This is a genomic window from Roseiflexus sp. RS-1 (assembly GCF_000016665.1).
Taxonomy (GTDB): domain Bacteria; phylum Chloroflexota; class Chloroflexia; order Chloroflexales; family Roseiflexaceae; genus Roseiflexus.
Genome location: NC_009523.1, coordinates 3519305 through 3537133, shown reverse-complemented (window position 1 = coordinate 3537133; position 17829 = coordinate 3519305). Strand labels below are relative to the sequence as shown.

10 protein-coding genes and 2 pseudogenes are annotated in these 17829 nt (G+C 60.9%); 5 read left to right on the top strand and 7 right to left on the bottom strand.

The window, feature by feature from the left end; all coding sequences use genetic code 11:
• The first annotated feature begins 141 nt into the window (after nt 1-141).
• Together ROSERS_RS14595 and ROSERS_RS14590 are read left to right on the top strand one after the other, a co-directional pair.
• Nucleotides 142-1227, top strand: a complete 1086-nt coding sequence (locus ROSERS_RS14595; RefSeq protein ID WP_011957548.1) for a glycoside hydrolase family 172 protein — start codon at nt 142-144, stop codon at nt 1225-1227.
• A gap of 29 nt (nt 1228-1256) precedes the next feature.
• Nucleotides 1257-1469: a hypothetical protein gene (locus ROSERS_RS14590; RefSeq protein ID WP_232282622.1), complete on the top strand. Its 213-nt coding sequence runs from the start codon at nt 1257-1259 to the stop codon at nt 1467-1469.
• A 45-nt stretch (nt 1470-1514) separates the two neighbouring features.
• Here the strand turns inward: ROSERS_RS14590 and ROSERS_RS14585 are convergent, their stop codons facing one another.
• Nucleotides 1515-2477, bottom strand: a complete 963-nt coding sequence (locus ROSERS_RS14585; RefSeq protein WP_011957546.1) for an IS110-like element ISRfsp2 family transposase — start codon at nt 2475-2477, stop codon at nt 1515-1517.
• A gap of 317 nt (nt 2478-2794) precedes the next feature.
• Between ROSERS_RS14585 and ROSERS_RS26480 the strand changes: the two genes are divergently transcribed.
• Nucleotides 2795-2938, top strand: a complete 144-nt coding sequence (locus ROSERS_RS26480) for a hypothetical protein (protein ID WP_011957545.1) — start codon at nt 2795-2797, stop codon at nt 2936-2938.
• A 49-nt stretch (nt 2939-2987) separates the two neighbouring features.
• Here the strand turns inward: ROSERS_RS26480 and ROSERS_RS14580 are convergent, their stop codons facing one another.
• The 3 genes from ROSERS_RS14580 to ROSERS_RS14570 form a co-directional block, all read right to left on the bottom strand.
• Nucleotides 2988-3662, bottom strand: a complete 675-nt coding sequence (locus tag ROSERS_RS14580; protein WP_011957544.1) for a lysophospholipid acyltransferase family protein — start codon at nt 3660-3662, stop codon at nt 2988-2990.
• Between the two features lie 23 nt (nt 3663-3685).
• A complete protein-coding gene (locus tag ROSERS_RS14575) occupies nt 3686-4126 on the bottom strand; it encodes a DUF2231 domain-containing protein (RefSeq protein ID WP_011957543.1) in 441 nt (146 codons plus the stop codon).
• A gap of 143 nt (nt 4127-4269) precedes the next feature.
• Entirely contained in the window at nt 4270-7182 is a 2913-nt protein-coding gene (locus ROSERS_RS14570) for a S8 family serine peptidase (protein WP_232282621.1), read from the bottom strand.
• A gap of 490 nt (nt 7183-7672) precedes the next feature.
• Here ROSERS_RS14570 and ROSERS_RS24245 point away from each other — a divergent pair, with 490 nt between their 5' ends.
• Nucleotides 7673-12598, top strand: coding sequence for an ExeM/NucH family extracellular endonuclease (locus ROSERS_RS24245; RefSeq protein WP_011957541.1), 4926 nt, complete (start codon nt 7673-7675; stop codon nt 12596-12598).
• A 745-nt stretch (nt 12599-13343) separates the two neighbouring features.
• Here ROSERS_RS24245 and ROSERS_RS14560 read toward each other — a convergent pair.
• Nucleotides 13344-14705 carry a S8 family peptidase gene (locus ROSERS_RS14560; protein WP_011957540.1) on the bottom strand — a complete coding sequence of 454 codons (1362 nt, stop codon included), beginning with the start codon at nt 14703-14705 and terminating at the stop codon, nt 13344-13346.
• Between the two features lie 137 nt (nt 14706-14842).
• Between ROSERS_RS14560 and ROSERS_RS14555 the strand changes: the two genes are divergently transcribed.
• Complete coding sequence (locus tag ROSERS_RS14555; protein WP_232282620.1) at nt 14843-16852, top strand: alpha/beta fold hydrolase; 2010 nt, start codon at nt 14843-14845, stop codon at nt 16850-16852.
• 37 nt (nt 16853-16889) lie between these two features.
• Here the strand turns inward: ROSERS_RS14555 and ROSERS_RS25100 are convergent.
• Both ROSERS_RS25100 and ROSERS_RS14550 read right to left on the bottom strand, forming a co-directional pair.
• Nucleotides 16890-17081: pseudogene (locus tag ROSERS_RS25100) on the bottom strand (AvaI/BsoBI family type II restriction endonuclease); the annotation flags it as partial.
• 30 nt (nt 17082-17111) lie between these two features.
• Nucleotides 17112-17669 (bottom strand): annotated as a pseudogene (locus tag ROSERS_RS14550) (site-specific DNA-methyltransferase); the annotation flags it as partial.
• Nucleotides 17670-17829 lie beyond the last annotated feature (160 nt).

The window sequence follows — 17829 nt, the reverse complement described above, 5'->3', positions numbered from 1 at the left end:
CCAAACGAATCATGACAGTATCCTGGTTAAGTGCGCGCTAACCTGTGTAAAAATCTGGCTTAAGCAACGACGAGCACTCCTTGAGGTATAATCCCCGCAGCATCTGCTCGTTCTGCGCGCACGCGCAAAGGATTTCTGAGAATGACGCCGTTCAACGGTTTGGGCATGCACCTGGGCAATCTGGCGCGCCTGTCGCGGGCGCGCACACGTTCGATCAGCCCGGAGAATTTCACCGGCGAAAAGGGTAAAGGGGGAATGGCGACCGACGGCACTGGCGCGGCGTGCGCCCGCGACCTGGGGGTCGGGTGGAAGATCTCGCCGTCCATCCGCATCGCTCCTGGCGAAACGCGAACACTTGCCGATGTGCGCGGTTCAGGCGCCATTCAGCATATCTGGATGACATTGACCGGTCACTGGCGCCATAGTATTCTGCGCATCTACTGGGATAACCAGGAGACGCCGTCGGTCGAATGCCCGGCTGGCGACTTCTTTGCCTGCGGGTGGGGACAGTACGCGCAGATCAGTTCGCTTGCCGTGTGTGTCAACCCCGGCAGTGCGTTCAACTGTTACTGGGAAATGCCCTATCGGAGTGGGTTTCGCATGACGATGACGAATATCGCCGCGCAGGAGATGACGCTCTATTACCAGATTACCTTCACGGAGACCGATGTCCCCGACGATCTGGCGTACTTCCACGCCCAGTTTCGGCGCGTCAACCCGCTGCCGTACAAACAGGTCTATACGATCCTCGACGGTGTGCGCGGTCAGGGGCAGTATGTCGGCGCCTATATGGCATGGGGCGTCAACAACAATGGCTGGTGGGGCGAGGGGGAGATCAAGTTCTACATCGATGGCGACGATGAGTATCCTACCATTTGCGGCACCGGCACAGAGGACTATTTCTGCGGTTCGTACAATTTTGATGTGGGCAAAGATCAGGGAGGGTATCGCGAATTCACGACGCCGTACTCTGGTCTGGCGCAGGTCATCCGCCCCGACGGTCTCTATCGCTCGCAGATGCGTTTCGGTATGTACCGCTGGCATATTACCGATCCCATCCGCTTTGAGCGCGACCTGCGCGTGACCATTCAGGCGCTAGGCTGGCGCAGCGGTGGACGGTATCTGCCGTTGCAGGACGATATCGCATCGGTGGCGTACTGGTATCAGACACTGCCCACAGCGCCGTTTCCGCCGCTTCCCGACGCTGATTACCTTGAGGTGATATGATGAACGACCCTCACCAGAACGATGGTTTCATGACAGGGATAATTGCCGGCGCTCTGGTGGGAGCGACTGCCGCAGTGGTTCTGCTACGGCGCCGTTTTCCCGCAGGCCCAGGGAGCGATGAGCGGTATCTGGAACTGCCCCCGCCCGATAGCGTCACGCAGGAAGCGGCACGCACGGCAGCCGCAGCGATCGTTGCCCGCCTGCGCAGCTCGTTCCCCAACCTGGCGCGGATAGACACATAAATGGGGTCATTTCACCGCAGAGGCGCGGAGTAACTGTGTTGCTTGTCAAGGGGCGCTCGTATGCACAGCCGGATCCCAGGGCTTTTGCTGACGCAATATTGCGCCGAGAATAGTCAGCAGCTTGCGCATCGCAGCGACGATGGCGACCTTGCGCGGCTTGCCAGCTTGACACAGGCGCTGATCGAAGGCGCGCCTGACCAGACGGCGCCGCGTGGCCGCCAGGGTCGCCATGTACAACACGCTGCGCACATCCCTCCTGCCGCCGGAGATATGCCGGGGTTTGTGCTGTGCGCCGCTCTGATTGGCATACGGCGCAACGCCCACAACGGCCGCCGCTTCCTTGCGATTGATGGTCCCCAGTTCGGGCAGGCGGAGCAGCAGGTTCAGTGCGGTGATCGCGCCGATGCCGGGCACGCTGTCGCGCAGCTCCCGTTTCCGGCGCACCTCGTCGGTGCGCTCCGCCTCGTTGTCGCGTTCCTGCTCAAGCGCACGGATCTCCTGATCCAGCCAATCAATATGCTGCTGGATGCCCGGGCGGAGGTTCGGCGCGGCAGCCGTCAACCGATTGATCTCAGCCGTCCGCATCTGAATCACCTGCTCCCGCCGGACCAGCAGGTCGCGCAAGGATGCGCGCTGCTCGTCCGTCGCTTGGTGGTGCGGCGGGCGCACCCGTTCGGCAAAGCGGGCGAGCAACCGGGCATCCAGGCGGTCGGTCTTCGCCTGGCGTCCTTCCGCGTGCGCCAGGGCGCGCACGCGGCGTGGCTGCACCCGCGCCGTCGGCACGCCAGCCTGGAGCAGTTGGGCGAACACCATGCGCTCCAGCCCGCCGGTCGCCTCCAGCACAATCAGGGTCGGCTGCAGGCGCTGGAGTCGCGTGACCAGGAGCTGGACACCTTCGTCGGTAGACGGTATCGTCTCGCGTGGCGCGTGCGGGTCGGCGCCAAACGCCACATCCAGCGTCTGTTTGGAGACATCAATGCCGATAAAGAGCGACTCACGGGAAGCCATACACAGAACCTCCTGAGGAAAACGGCGCCAGCCTTGCTAGCATATGCGGGTTTGAGGGCCCAGATAACTGTTCGGCTTGGTCGCGTTGAAGGACACGGCTACCCAACACTCCGCGGCGATCTCGTGAACCTGGCGCAGAACGGTATACCGTGTCCCGTTAGATTATACTAGGACGCAGAGAGGGATTGAAGAAAGACTCTGCATTCCCGTCATCTCTGCGGTGCGTTTGTGCAGTGAAGTTGTGAATACAAATGCGCGCACCATTTGAGTGTGATATACTGCATTGGGCAACGAACACAGAAGGAGATGCCATACCTATGAACACAAGTCTGTTCGACGATGAGATGAAACGCCGTCTGCTGGTCGGGTTGCTCAGTCTGCTGCTGACCACCCTGGCAGCGCGTCTCGCGGTCTATATCGCCGATCTGATCCTGGGTCCAGAGGAGAAAGCGGAGGCGTAAGCGCCACCCTCCCGCAGGGTGGCGCTGCGGGAGGGAGACACGGCAGGGGTCATGACGATTTTTCCGCTGTCTCTGCCAGCATCCGTTCGCGGTAGTAGCCCCAGTATCGCTCCGGCATCATCGCTGCGATCCGCAGCATCATGTCATCGGTCAGGTCGTTCATGCGATCGAAGGGGATTTTGTCGCCTTCGACAGGCGGATGATATGGTTTGCCAAACCGCACCCGAATTGGACGCCGCCGCAGGATTGCGCCGATGCCCGCCTCGGTGCCCCAGATCGCAACCGGCACGATCGGGCATTGGGCGCGGATCGCCAGGCGCACTGCGCCGCCGCGCCCTTGCTGCAACTGCCCGGTGTCGCTGCGATGCCCTTCGGGGAACATGATCAGCACTGCGCCCCGCTTGAGCGCTTCCTCCGCCGCTTCGAGCGCCGCCAGATCGCGCTTGCCACGTTTGATCGGGATGACGTGCATCGTGCGGAACCACCATGCCGCAACCGGGTTGTTGAACAATTCGACCTTTGCGACCCACCAGGGACGATGGGAGAGGGGGAGGGAGGCGCCAACGACCAGAATATCGCTCCAGTGCAGGTGATTGACTGCCAGTATCATGCCCTGCGGGCGCGGCGGCAGATGCTCACGACCCTCGATCTTCCAGTTGGCCCACACGAGCCGTAACAGATTGAGCGGTATCCAGAGCAACAGGTAGAAGAACAGATCGAGCACAGCGCTCTCCTTTACGTCTCTGCTTACATTTCTATTCCCAGGCGCAGCGAATAGACCAGCTGCCCTCCCAGCCATCCGGTCAGCACAACCAGCATTGCCCCCAGCGTCAGCAGCGCCAGGTAGCTGCGCCGCGCTCCGGCATCGTCCAGGATTGCCGGGTTCCGTCGTCGCGCCTGCCATGCCTGCCAGTATACGACCATTATTGCCACTCCCGTCAGTGCGTGCGCATTAACCCAGACCAGCGCGTCGTCCCTGGGGCGCAGCGGATCGAACACCTGTCGCGCGGCATCGATCGTTCCGGTGACAACAGCAGGTAACAAGAGCAGCCATCCCAGCCACAGGCAATGATATGCCGCTGTTTCCAGCGAACGATCGCCACGCCAGAGGTAGAGCGCCGTCATGATGGCATTCCCGATCAGCAGACCGATCGGAAGATGAACTGTGAATGGATGGAGAGGAGACATTGGCGAACAAACACAACGTGCGACATCATTATACCATACGTCTCGTTGAGGTCATGAGGATTGCTATGCCGCCTGGGTTCAACGCCGGACGCACTGATGCCCGCTATGTCCAGCTTTGTTGGAATTGCTGAATTGGCGCACGATTACCGCGCCACGATGCCCAGCCATACCACATGCGGCGCCGGACGCATCGCAGCCTCAGTCATAATCGTTGCTGTGCGGCGACGCGGATCGCTGCTGGAGATGACAATGGTTGTGCGGAGATGGTTCCCCTGCGGCGGCGCCTGCCAGAAGTAGGTGAACGTCAGGTTTGTGCTGGCGCCCGGTTCAAGCGACCCTTTCTCCGGGTTCACGATCACCCAACCCTCCGGACGGAACTGTGGTCTGAACTCGATGGCCAGTCCCGGAGCGATCGGCGTATCGGCGCCGCAACCGATCCGTTGCACCTGGTTCAGGCTTTTCTGAATCCCAACACTGAGACGCTCCGGCAACGCTCCCAGATCGCGGTACTGGTAGACAATCCGGCCATCCTGGTGAAGCAACGTCTGGAACGTGAAGGTGTGATCCGGCGGACCTGCGGCGGTCGGTACATCCTCGAAACTGACCACAAACGTTGTGCCGTTGTTGACCGTTCCATAACGCACAATTCCGCCGCGCGACGGGTCAAGGTCGGTGCGGAATGGCGCAAGCAGGTTGAAGAATGCTTCAGTCGCCGGCAGACAACGCTCCAGCAGACCGGTGTACGGATAGGGCCAGTCAAACATCAGCGTCCCATCCGACGTGATGGAGGTCTCGGTAACCGTGTAGGTATAGAGCGGGAATGTCAGTCCCAATGGCACGCCATCGATCCGGGTTGTGTTCGTCAGTTCCAGGGTTGGTGCATCAGGTGGCAGGTCGATCCACCGGTACACCGGTCCCCCCGGCTCGTCACTGCGATAGATGCCGAATGGCGCATACCCGACCTTCGCTTCGAACGTCAATGGACGTGTGCCGGTGTTCGTGATCGTTACCGTGCGCGTGACACTGGTGTTGAAATCGAGTGTGGCTGTCACGTAATCGGTCGATAATGCAACCTGCGGCGCATCGAGCAGCAACCCAAAATCGACCGATCCGTCGGTCGGCACGGTGATCGTGCGTTGCCGGGGTGCATACGAGCGAGCGGAAGCGGTCAGGGTATGGACACCCGTGGTCAGCACCAGTGCGAATGTTCCGTCAGCCGCAGTCGTTGTGCTCGCGCCGTTCTCAGTGCGGACTGTTGCCGCAAGCGGCGTACCGGTCTCTGCATCACGCACAATGCCGGTCACCAGTGTACCGCCAGCACCGGTCACGACCATTGTGACCGTCACTGTTACCGGCGGAAGGGTCAGATCACCGGCATAGATCTGGATGCGCGCCGTGTAGATTCCGGGTGTTGCAACACCGCTGGCGTCGAGGGTCACGTTGACGGATGCGCTTTGACCGGGATCAAGGTTCAGGGTCGTCGTCGGGAGGCGCAACCAGGGAACATCAACGCGCGCGCGGGCAACAGCCGCGTGTGCGTCGATCAACCCCCACCCGTAGACATTGTTCCCGCCCCCTGCTACGACGCCACACTGCGGATCATCTCGCCGCCGCGCCGTGTCGCGCAGGATGGCATAGGTTGCGTCGTAATCGCCGATCAGCGCCGGATTGGCAGCGTAAAGCAGCGCAGCCACCCCGGCGACATGCGGAGTCGCCATTGATGTGCCGCGCAGTGTTGTGTACCCGTCATTGAGCGATGCAGAGTAAATGCCGCCATCACCGGGAGCGACGAAGTCCGGCTTCATCCGCCCATCGGCGGCAGGACCGCGCAGACTGAATGATGCAATCGAACCGCTGCGATTGGTGGCGCCGACTGCCACCACATCGGCATAATCGCCTGGAGACGCAATTGTGCGGCAGGCGCCGACGCCGTTGCCCGCCGCGAAGACCGGAAAGATGCCCGCTGCGCGCCAGGCGGCGGTATAGCCGGCATACCATGGGTCGTTGCTGCCGCCTGCCCATGAGTTGTTGACAATCATCGGGCGAAGGTCCGGTCGCGGATTGCGGTCGTTGAGATCGGTCGGCGCCAGGATCCACTGCGCGGCGGCAAACAGATCGCTTTCGCTACAGAATGACCCATCGCACCCCTGCGCAGCAATCCACCGTGCGCCCGGCGCAACGCCGAACCGCTCACCGCCCGGTCGACTGCCGACGATCGTGCCGGTGGTGTGGGTGCCGTGCCCGTTCTGATCGACCGGCATCGGAAACACACCCTGCGGATCGTACCAGTTGTAGTTGTGATCGTACATTCCGCCGCCAAGCGCGCCGCGATACCGGTCGCGCAGCGCCGGATGGATCCCCAACACGCCGGTGTCGATTGACGCAACGGTGACTCCCTGACCGGTGATGCCAAACTCATTCCAGACCCGGTCGGCGCCAATCGCCCGGATATTCCAGCACACCGGATTACCGTCCGAACTGCAACGCTCATCGAGACTCGCTGGCGCCGACACCTGCGGCGCAACCGCCACACGCGCATCGGTGCGAACCAGCGCAACGTCGGCGCGTCGTTCCAGCGCCTGCGCATCGGTGAGCGTTCCTTCGACATAGACCGCATTGACAATCCAGAATGGTCGGTATGCCAGACCGCGCGCCGACAGTTCAGCGCGCAGAGCACGCTGGGTGCGCTCCGCGTGTTCGACCAGCGTGCGGTAAACGAACCACCCGCGTTCCCCCCAGTCGGTTATGCCATACGCCGCGCTCAGGTCTGCCTGGTCGTGCAAATAGACAATGAACGCACCACGCTCGGAGGGTTCGTCCAGTTGCGTTGCCAGGCGCGGGTCGAGCGATTGTTCCTGCTGTGGCAATGGTACGCTGGCAGGACCCCAGGCATGCGCCATTGCCAGCGATGGTTGCGCATACGCTTCGTACAGCAAGGCGGTGATCGGGGTTGTCCCGGTATTCGTGATAACCAGCGGTCGCGTGACCTGCTGACCCGACGCCAGCGTTTCACCGATTGACTCAGGAGAAGCGGCAAGAACTCCTGATGCATGCACAGCGATTCTGCCAGAATCACCCACACACGAAGAAAGGAGAACCAGGACAATAATGAGGAGGCGCGAAACAGCAGCGCGAGCCGACATGCGACGATCCTGACACGAGCTCCGCTTTGACCACAGGTATCAGCATAGCACCCAGGAGCGGGCAGTGTCAAGGAAATACGCGGATGAAAACACTGTAATCATGTTATCCGTGGTGCTTAACAATTTCAGGCTTCTTTCTTAACCGCACTGTGAGTATAATCGCGTCGAGCCAGTTTGAGGATCAGGCGAGTGAAGAAAACGAGAAGGGTCGTTGCAAAGCAACGATTCGCGATTGGTGTCGCCCGACAGAATGCCGGGGTCTGAGGCATAACGCGCCGGTTTGTACGGCGCCTGCCGCAGGAGATCCCCAACCGGCGCGTTGCCTGATTCCCGGCATCCAGTGAAGGACACGTTACGACCGGTGATCCCTGATGTGAGAAGAGTGTCTGGAAGGAGCACGTGCATGGTTCATCCCAATCGCCGCCCGGTTGCGGCGCAGCGCCTGGTCATTGCAGCGGCAATGCTGGCGTTGCTCTTCGCTGGCATGCTCGGAATCGCGCAACCGGCGACCGCAACCACCACGATCATCACCCAGTGGACATTCAATTCCCCGACGCCTGACAACAACACAAATACTGGCACGACCGATCCGGCGATCGGCAGCGGAATCGCTTCCCTCGTCGGCGGCACAACTGCGACATTCGCCAGCGGCGATGCGAGCGGCGGCAGCACCGACCCCGCCACCGGCGATGACTCGGCGTGGAATACAACCACCTATGCGCCGCAGGGAACTCAGGATCGCCAGCGCGGCGTCCAGTTCGCCGTCAGCACGGTCGGGTATCAGAACATTCTCTTCAGTTTCGACCTGCGTCATAGTAATACCGCCGCCAACACCGTCGCGCTGCTCTATTCGACCGATGGCGGCGCGACGTTTAGCGAAGCTACCACCTTTGTGGCGACCGCGGGCGATGCGTGGTTCAACAATCGCTCGTTCGACTTCAGCAGCATCCCGGCGCTGAACAATAATCCGAACGTCGTGTTCCGCGTGGTGGCAGCGTTTGCCGCCAGCAGTAGCGTCTACGCGCCGTCCAATCCGGGAAGCAGCTACGGCGCCAGCGGCACCCTGCGCTTCGATATGGTCACCGTGCGCGGCGAGCCGATCAGCAGCGCCACCCCCACCCCCTCGCCAACACCAGAACCGACCCCGGTTCCGGTTGCCTGTAGCGCACCGGATACGCCGATCAACCAGGTGCAGGGGAACGGCGCCACGACCCCGCTCAGCGGCACGGTCGTCACCATTCAGGGCGTGGTCGTCGGCGACTATGAAGGTGCGACGCCGAATCTGCGCGGTTTCTACATTCAGGAGATTGCCCAGGTCGATGCCGATCCGCTCACGTCCGAGGGCATCTTCGTTTTCAACAGCAACAACGACTCCGTCAGCCTCGGTCAGGTCGTTCAGGTGACCGGCACGGCGACCGAGTTCCAGGATCAGACCCAGATCGGGAATGTGACCGCCATCGAGTTCTGTGGAACCACCGCGACGGTTGCTCCGGTCGATGTTTCCATGCCCTTCCCGGACGCGACCTATCTGGAGCGCTATGAGGGCATGCTGGTACGCTTCCCGCAAACGCTCTACGTCACCGAACATTTCCAGTTGGGGCGCTTCGGGCAGGTTGTGCTGAGTTCGGGCGGGCGCCTGCGCCAGCCGACCGACGTTGTGGCGCCGGGACCGGCGGCGCTGGCATTGCAGGATGCCAACAATCTCAACCGGATCATTGTCGATGATGAGTTGAACAACCAGAACCCCGATCCGATCCGTTTCGGACGCGGCGGCAATCCGCTGAGCGCCAGCAACACTCTGCGGGGCGGCGACACGGTGACGGGACTGGTCGGCGTGATGACCTACACCTGGGCGGGCAACCCTGCCAGCGGCAATGCCTACCGGGTGCGTCCGGTCAATGCGCTTGGCGGCGGCGTGCCCAACTTTGTCGCCGCCAACCCGCGCCCCGATCTGCCGGTCAATGTCGGCGGCGATATGCAGGTGGCAGCGTTCAACGTGCTGAACTACTTCAACACCTTCACCGGCTGTACGCTGGGTGTCGGCGGCGCTACGACCGGTTGTCGCGGTGCGGAGAACGCAACCGAATTCGAGCGCCAGAACGCCAAACTGATCCAGGCAATCCTGCGTCTGGATGCAGAGGTGCTTGGACTGATCGAGGTTGAGAACGATGGGTACGGACCCAACAGCGCGCTCGCCGAACTCGTGAATCGGCTGAATGCCGCCACAGCGCCGGGAACCTACGCTTTCATCGACGTCGATGCTGCAACCGGACAGGTGAATGCCCTCGGCACGGACGCGATCAAGGTGGCGCTGATCTACAAGCCCGCCGTGGTGACGCCGGTAGGACAGACGGCAGTGCTCAACACGGTTGCGTTCGTCAACGGCGGCGACTCGGCGCCGCGCAACCGCCCCGCGCTGGCGCAGACTTTCCGCCACCGCGCCAGCGGCGAGGATGTGACTGTTGTTGTCAATCACCTCAAGTCGAAGGGAAGCCCGTGCGATGTCCCGGACGCTGGCGATGGATCGGGCAACTGCAACATCGTGCGACGCAACGCTGCGCAGGAGTTGGTTACCTGGCTGGCGACCGACCCGACCGGCACAGGCGACCCGGACATTCTGATCATAGGCGACCTCAACTCCTATGCCCAGGAAGATCCAATTGACGTCCTCCGTGCAGCGGGGTACACCGACCTGGCGCGCACCTTCGTCGGCGAGAGCGCCTATTCTTACGTGTTCAACGGTCAGTGGGGGTATCTCGACTACGCCCTGGCATCGCCTCCGGCGCTGGCGAAGGTCAGTGGGGTGAGCGAGTACCACATCAACGCCGATGAGCCGAATGTGCTCGACTACAATCTGAACTTCAAGAGCGTGGGGCAGCAGACGAGCCTGTTTGCGCCAGACCAGTATCGCACCTCAGACCATGATCCGATCCTGGTCGGATTGAACCTGAACGACCCAATTGCAATCTCGGCAGTGGCAACTTTCGGAGCGAGCCAGGGCATCACCGGCGCCGAAATCATTGACATTCGCGGGAACCGCGCAGTGTTGAGCAATGCTGACGCTGGCATCGTGTATGTGCTCGACACTACCGACCTGTTCAACATCCGCGTCCTGACGACCATTACCGGATTGACCGGGTTGAACTCGGTTGCCATTCACCCGACACAGGACTACTTCCTGGCGGTTGCCGGTTCGGCGGCGCCGGCAGCAGCGCCTGTGAATGGGACGGTCTATGCCTATCGTCTCGACGGCACGTTGATCGCCAGCGCGAGCACGGGTATTCAGCCCGACTCGGTCGCTATTTCGCCGAACGGGCAGTATGCTGTGATTGCGAACGAGGCAGAGGGTTTCGCCGTCGGTGACAACGGCGGACCAGGGTCGCTGACGGTGGTCGATCTGAGCAGTTTTGACCCGGATACCTCGACCACGCTGAGCTTGACGCAGATCTCGCTGCCTTCACAGGCGAGTACGCCTGGTTTCATGACCAACCGCACCGACGATATTGCCCGACTGCTCATCGACAACACGCCTGCGACCCTGGAGCCGGAATCGGTCGTCTTCTCGGCAGACAGCCAGTACGCCTATGTCTCGCTTCAGGAGAACAACGGCGTGGCACGCCTTAACCTGGCGGACAACAGCCTGACGTTCTTCGGGCTGGGGAAGACGACCCACGTGTTCGATACGGTCAACGGCGGTGGCTTCAACCCCACGCGGTTGTTGAGCCTGTTCCGCGAGCCGGATGGCATCGCATACATTGAGATCGGCGGCAATGGCTACTTCGTGACGGCTGATGAAGGCGATACGCGCGACGATATTCCACCGGGTGCGATCAGCGGACGGGTGCGCGGCGGTCGCACGGTCAGCGTCTTCGATGCCACTACTGGCATGCTGGTTGGTGACACTGGCAACCAGATCGACGAACTTGCGGCGCGCTATGGTCTGTACCCGGACAGCCGCAGCGACCGTGGCGGTTCCGAGCCGGAGGTGCTGGACGCGAAGGTGTTCGGCGGACGGGCGATTGTCGCCGTTGGGCTGGAACGCGCCCGGTCGGTGGCGCTGGTTGATGTGACCAACCCCGCTGCGCCGAACGTCTTCCTGCTGTTGCCAGCCGGCACGAACCCTGAAGGGGTCAAACTGTTCGAACGCAACAGCGCGCTGTATGTTCTGGCAGCCAACGAAGTCAGCAATGACCTGACTGTGGCGCGCGTACCACTCGGCGATCTGCTCTTCACCCAGACGTACACCGAAGAGACGCCGCTGGCGTTGTACGACCCATTTGTCATCGATCCAGACTCGGCGCCGGTGACGGTGACGCTGACGGTTGATCCGGCGACTGCAGGAACGCTCAACGCAACCACGATCAGCGGCGCACCTGCCGCTGTGAATGCAGCGCTGGCGAATCTGACGTTCACCCCGGCGCTCAACTATGCCGGTCCAGTGACGATGACTCTCAGCGCCACCGACGGGCAAACCGAAACGAGTGGACGCATCCTGCTCAACGGCATCGCCATTCCGCCGGTGACAACCGCGAGCGTCAGCGGACCGACCACGCCGCTCTGCCCGGCAGACTGCTTCTTCGGCAGCGCGACGATCACGCTGACGACCGATGAACCGGCGACGACGCAGTACCGTGTGAACGGCGGTCCGTGGCAGACGTATACAACGCCTTTCGCAATCACAAGCGAAGGCGCGAACCTGGTTGAGTTCTTCTCAACCGACGAGTGGGGCGCTGTTGAAGAAGTGAAATCGATCACGGTGAAGGTCACGACCTTCCCGGCGACCGGCATCCTCGACACCTTCAACCGCGCGAATGGACGGCTGGGACGTAACTGGACCGGCGCGACGCAACTCGACCAGTATCGCATCGCCGGTAACCGGGTCGATGTCGAGCAGGGTGGCGCCGTGCTGTGGAAAACCCAGTTTGGCACAGATCAAGAAGCCTTCGTCACGTTGACCGCGATTGACCCCAACAGCGCACACCACACGCTGCTGCTGAAGGGGCGCGGCACAAACGCAACGCAGGGCGCCATTCTGGTCTCCTACGATGCCGTGAATCGCCAGATCGTTGTTGAGGCGCTTCAGCCCGGATGGGGATGGCGCACGGTGCGTGTCTTTACGAACGTGACCCTCACCAACGGTGACGTGCTTGGCGCGCGCGCGCTGGCTGACGGCTCGGTTCGCGTCTATGTCAACTGCACACTGATCGGTGTTGCCGATACAACCACAGTTGTCGGCAACCTGTACGTCAACCGCGGCGGTCGCATCGGTCTGTTCTATCACCAGGCGAACAATGCGCTTCTCGACGACTTCGGCGGCGGCAATCGGTAGGTGAGCATCAGGGATCGCGGGAAAGGGGCGCGTCCCCTTCCCCGTGACAACCATGACCCGCAGTATTTCAGGAGCGATGCAGTATGCTGCATCGCTCCTGTGGTTTATCGGGACCTGGTCTCCAGTTTTTCACCGGCTATGTTTTCGACTCGGATGCTTACCGCCTGCTGCGGCAGGAAGAGGTATAGAAGATTGAAAATTATAGCAGTTCTCATAGAGGTGGAACCTCCCTGGACGAGCGCAGTTACTATCGCACTCCCCGCGCGGCGACCAGCATGCATGTCGGTCGGTGAGAGAAGACATCCGACATCGTCCGTCGTCAGGCGTGACTCCGCTCGCGTGCGGGCTAAAGCCCTCCCTGAGCGCGTGGAAGCCCCTGCGGGGCTGGCGCGTCCAATCATCCTTCTTTATGCCGAGGGGTCGCCAGGTTGATCCAGCCCGCAGGTCTTGTCCGACCTCAGCCAGGGCTTATGGTCTTTAAAGAAATAATCCGGTATAGCCCGCGCAGGCGGGCTTTGCCTTGCCTAGCCGAGGGCTTTAGCCCCACGGCTAGTGCGGGATAGCGGATTTATTTCTCAATTCAGCCTGCTGAGGCGCACTCAATCTCCATGAGCCCGACGGCTCGTTCGGTAGAGCGGATTTAGAGCAGTTCTCACAAAGGTTGAACCTGTTTGGACAAGGTTGAACACTCCCCGGAATCGCACTCCCCACGCGGCGACCGAAATGAATTTCGGTCTACCGCCGCTTACGGGCGCGCAACCATCGGCAAGAAGGCGCGCTCCTGCATGGGGGTCAACGCACCGAGCGCAGCCGCAACATCGATGCGTGGCTTGATCACACCGTTGCGCGTATCGAGGATCGGTGTTCCGGTGTTGACCAGCGCTGTGACATAGGCATCCGAAGGGTATCCGGGTCGCGCACTACGCAACAGTGCGAGCGCCCCTGCCACATGCGGCGCCGCCATCGAGGTCCCCGATTTCATCGCAAATCCCCCGCCTGTTGTTGATGAAACGATTCCAACCCCCGGCGCCAGTAGCGTCAGGAACGATGCGCTGTTGGAGAACGACGCAACCTGCTCCGGGTTCGTCTTTGTCGTTGCGCCAACGCTGACAACATTCGACAGGCACCCCGGCAGGCTGAGCGCATTGGTCGCGCCACTGTTGCCCGATGAAGCGACCGTCGTCACGCCCTGGCTGCGCAGCGTTGCAATCGCGGGGAACATTGCTGCGCCGATTGGGCTTGCATCGCACGCCGTGACGCTGGTGAACGTTCCTACGCCCAGACTCAGATTAACGACTGCCAGCGGCGGCGTGAAGGCGGTTGATGCCAGCCAGTCGAACGCGCGTAACTGATCGGAAACGTAACTGAGTGCACATGGCGACGGCAATGAGAACGCCGAGCAACTGGCAATCTTTGAGAATACCTGGACTGCAATGATCGACGCGCCCGGCGCGATGCCGCCGTCTCCAGCAGCGATACCGGCGACATGCGTCCCATGGTCGCAGTTCGACAGCGAACAGGGTGCGGCAGCGCCGGGACCGAACGCCTGGGATCCGCCGCCGGGACAGAGCGATGTCGCTCCCTGGGCGGAATTGTTTGTCGAGAAGCATGCTTCTGCGATCACCCGCCCGCCCAGGAATGGATGCGCAGCATCGACGCCAGTATCGACGATAGCAATTGCTACGCCGGCGCCATTCGCTGCCTGTTGCGCCTGATCGGCATGGGTCAGCGGGACGCTGCCAGACAGGTGAGGCGCCGCCAGCGCGTCTTCGGCGACATTCGCCACCAGCGGGTGATTTGCCAGGCGGTTGAGCGCACCCCGTGGCGCTTCCACAATCATGACCGGCAGTGTGTCCAGGCGGGCGATCTCGCGCGCGCCTGCGGCGATGGCGGCTGGCGCAAATTGTTCCTGCACCTGCGCAATTGCATCCGGCGCCATCAGACCATCCCCGTCTGCCGCCGCAGGCGCGCGCAGGACGACGATGACCCGCACACTATTCCCTGACTCCGCACGACCCGCCGCAACGGGGAGCATCAGCGAGGCAATCAGCAGGAGAAACAGCAGGAAGGCGGATGTGTGGCGACGGTGAAAGGCTACGTTGAGCATGTCAGAATACTCGTGTGCTTGTGCGGTTCAAAATGCTGGTACCATAGTATCAACGCAGGAAGAGCATTGTTTGTTGCAATATGTATGTATCATACATATTGTCGCATAATTTTTTGATACCGGAAGGGGTCTTCGTTTTGATTATCATTCGCCAGCGCAGCGCGATGCTGCTCGTGATCATCCTGATGCTGATGGTGTCATTCATCGCATCTCCTGTCCAGTCAGCCACTCCGACTGGGACGTTTCAACCCGATGCCTGTATGTTCAAGCTGCCGTCCGGCGCGGTGGAAGGACGCGATCTGGAGTGCGGCTGGTTGCAGGTTCCAGAGCGCCACGAACGTCCTGACGGTCCCGTTATCCGGCTTGCGGTGGCGATTATCAAATCACGCGCCGCCAATCGCAAACCCGATCCGCTGGTGATGTTGCAGGGCGGTCCGGGTGGCTCGACGATCGACACGTACACCCGGACTCTCTTCGCCCCCGGCAACCGTCTGCGTGATCTGCTTGACCGCGATATTGTGCTGTTCGATCAGCGCGGCGCACTCTATTCCGAACCTTCACTGGTCTGCGAGGAACAGTGGGAACTGGTTGAACGCACCATCGAACAACGGTTGACCTACGAAGAGGCGGATCGATTGTCGCTGGAAGCGGTCACAGCCTGTCGTCGCCGCCTGGAGCGTGAGCGGATCGATGTTTCCGCCTTCAACAGTGTCGAGAACGCCGCCGATGTTGCTGCACTGGCACGCGCTCTGGGGTATGAGCAGATCAACCTGTACGGCGTCTCTTACGGCACACTGCTGGCGCAGCATGTCATGCGCGATCACCCTGGCATTCTGCGGAGCGTCGTGCTCGATGCGGTTGTGCCAGCCAGCGTCAATTACCTGACCGAGACTCCCCGCTCACAGGATCGCGTCTACACCGAACTGTTTGGCGCATGCGCGGCTGATCCCGGATGTCGCAGCGCCTACCCGAACCTGGAACAATCACTGGTGACAGTCATCGAACGGCTCAACCGCGAACCGGCGCGTGTGCCGATCACCGATAACGAAACTGGCAAAACGTACAACGCAGTGCTTGATGGCGACAGTTTCGCCAGTGTTCTCTTCCAGATCATGTACTCGTCGGGTTTCATCCCGGCGGTTCCACGGATCATCGATGACGCGACGCGCAACGATTTTCGGGTGCTGGGGCAGGTGTTGCCGCTGATCGTGTTTGACCGCACCTTCAGCCTGGGAATGCACTACTCGGTGATCTGCGCCGAGGATGCCGATTTCACGCCGGAGGACGCGCCGCTGGAGGGGGTGCGCCCCTTTATTGCGCTCGACGCGCGACGCAGTCTCGAAGGGTACCTGGAACGCTGCGCTGTCTGGCAGGTCGAACCGCTCGAACCGTTTGTTGATGAACCGGTGGTCAGCGATGTGCCAACACTGGTTCTGTCGGGGCGGTTCGATCCGATCACGCCGCCAGCGTTCGGTGATGTGGTTGCGCGCACCCTGAGTCGGGCATATGTGTATACATTCCCCGACACCGGGCATGCGGCGGTTGGTTCGAGCGCCTGCGCCGACACGATCCTGGCGTCGTTTCTCGATAATCCGTCGCAGCAACCGGATGCTTCCTGTCTTGCCGAAAGCACAGGACTGCGCTTCATTTCACCGGCGACGGTGATATTCACGCCGGTGGCATTCGCGCTGGCAACTTTCGATGCGAGCGGTCTGATGCCGTTTGGCGCGTTTCTCGCCGCGCTGCTGACGCTTCTTTCGGCGTGGCTGATCTGGCCCCTGGGCTGGGTATTCCGCCTGATCACCGGCGGCGAAGCGCCCAGGCCTTCGGCAGGCGCGACACTTGCGCGCTGGCTGATTGTGCTGGCGGGAGTGACGGGAGCGACGTTCGTTGCCACGGTTCTGGTGACATTTGTGCAGATGGCGCTCGCCAACGATGCGACTCTGTTCTACGGATGGCCGCGTTCACTCACGATGCTGGCAACGATCTGGACGCTTCCTGCGCTCACGGTTGTGGTCATCGTCTGCGCAGCGCTCTCCTGGGCGCGCGGATGGTGGTCGATTGCGGGGCGTGTGTATTACACGTTTCTGACCCTGGCAGCGATTGGATGTACGGCGACGCTGGCGTGGATGGGGGTGATGGTTTAAGGTTTAAGGTTTAAGGTTTTAAGGTTGGAAGGTTGCACGTGAGCAGGCCTGACTCTATGCCCTCGATGGTCAGCAAATCAGCAGGAGTTCTGGCTTTTGATACGGCTGCCTGTAATGCCCTGGCTTCGGCAACGTAAGGCGTAGCACGACGATTCTTTTCAAGCGCAAGTGCAACAAAGCCTGCACGTGTGGCTTCATAAGTTGTAACAAGGTCATCACTGGAACTCAGATGGCTCTTGTAAAGGAGGCGAGGGGATCATCATTTTCGCCAGACATAAACGCATTTTCGCAAAGACTCCCGTCCATGCTCCCCCATCTGTTGGCTGCTATTGCCTTTGCCATCAGGCAAGACAAGAATATGTTCGACAGAAAAACCCAATGTTTCGGCAATATCAGACAGAATCACATCGACTGAAATACTTGCGCCAGCGTATCGCACATTGTCATTCACCATAAACAACCGGGCGCCGGGCTTAAGCACGCGCGCACACTCCGCGATCACACACGCCATCTCATAAAAATAGCCCCTGACCATTCTGGGGATGCCATTGTTATTCAAGGCCTTTCGCGCTTTTTGGTCTTCCAGGTAGGTCAGAATGGACTGTAACAGTTTCTGCTCATCAGCAGCAGCCAGCGCCGTCGTCCATCGTGGATTAATGCTTAGCAAATCTTTGGTGCGATTTTCCACGGTACAACTGAGCATCTCCTGGCGGAGGCGCAGCAGCCCTTGCTTATCGATGCCGGGCAGGGCCAGCTCCAGGGCATACGTGCGCGTGTAATCGTAACGGTTACAGTAGGGCGGAGAGGTCATAATAGCAGCGATAGACAGGTCTCGTCTTGTTAGCCTGAAAACTGACGAGAAGGCGCGAGAGGGAAGGTTGAACAACGAATTTACTTTTGAATCGCAGAGACAACTGCTCGTTGAGGCGATCTATCTCGCTGAGAAGCACGTTCTGTTTTTCAGACGAAGTATTGGA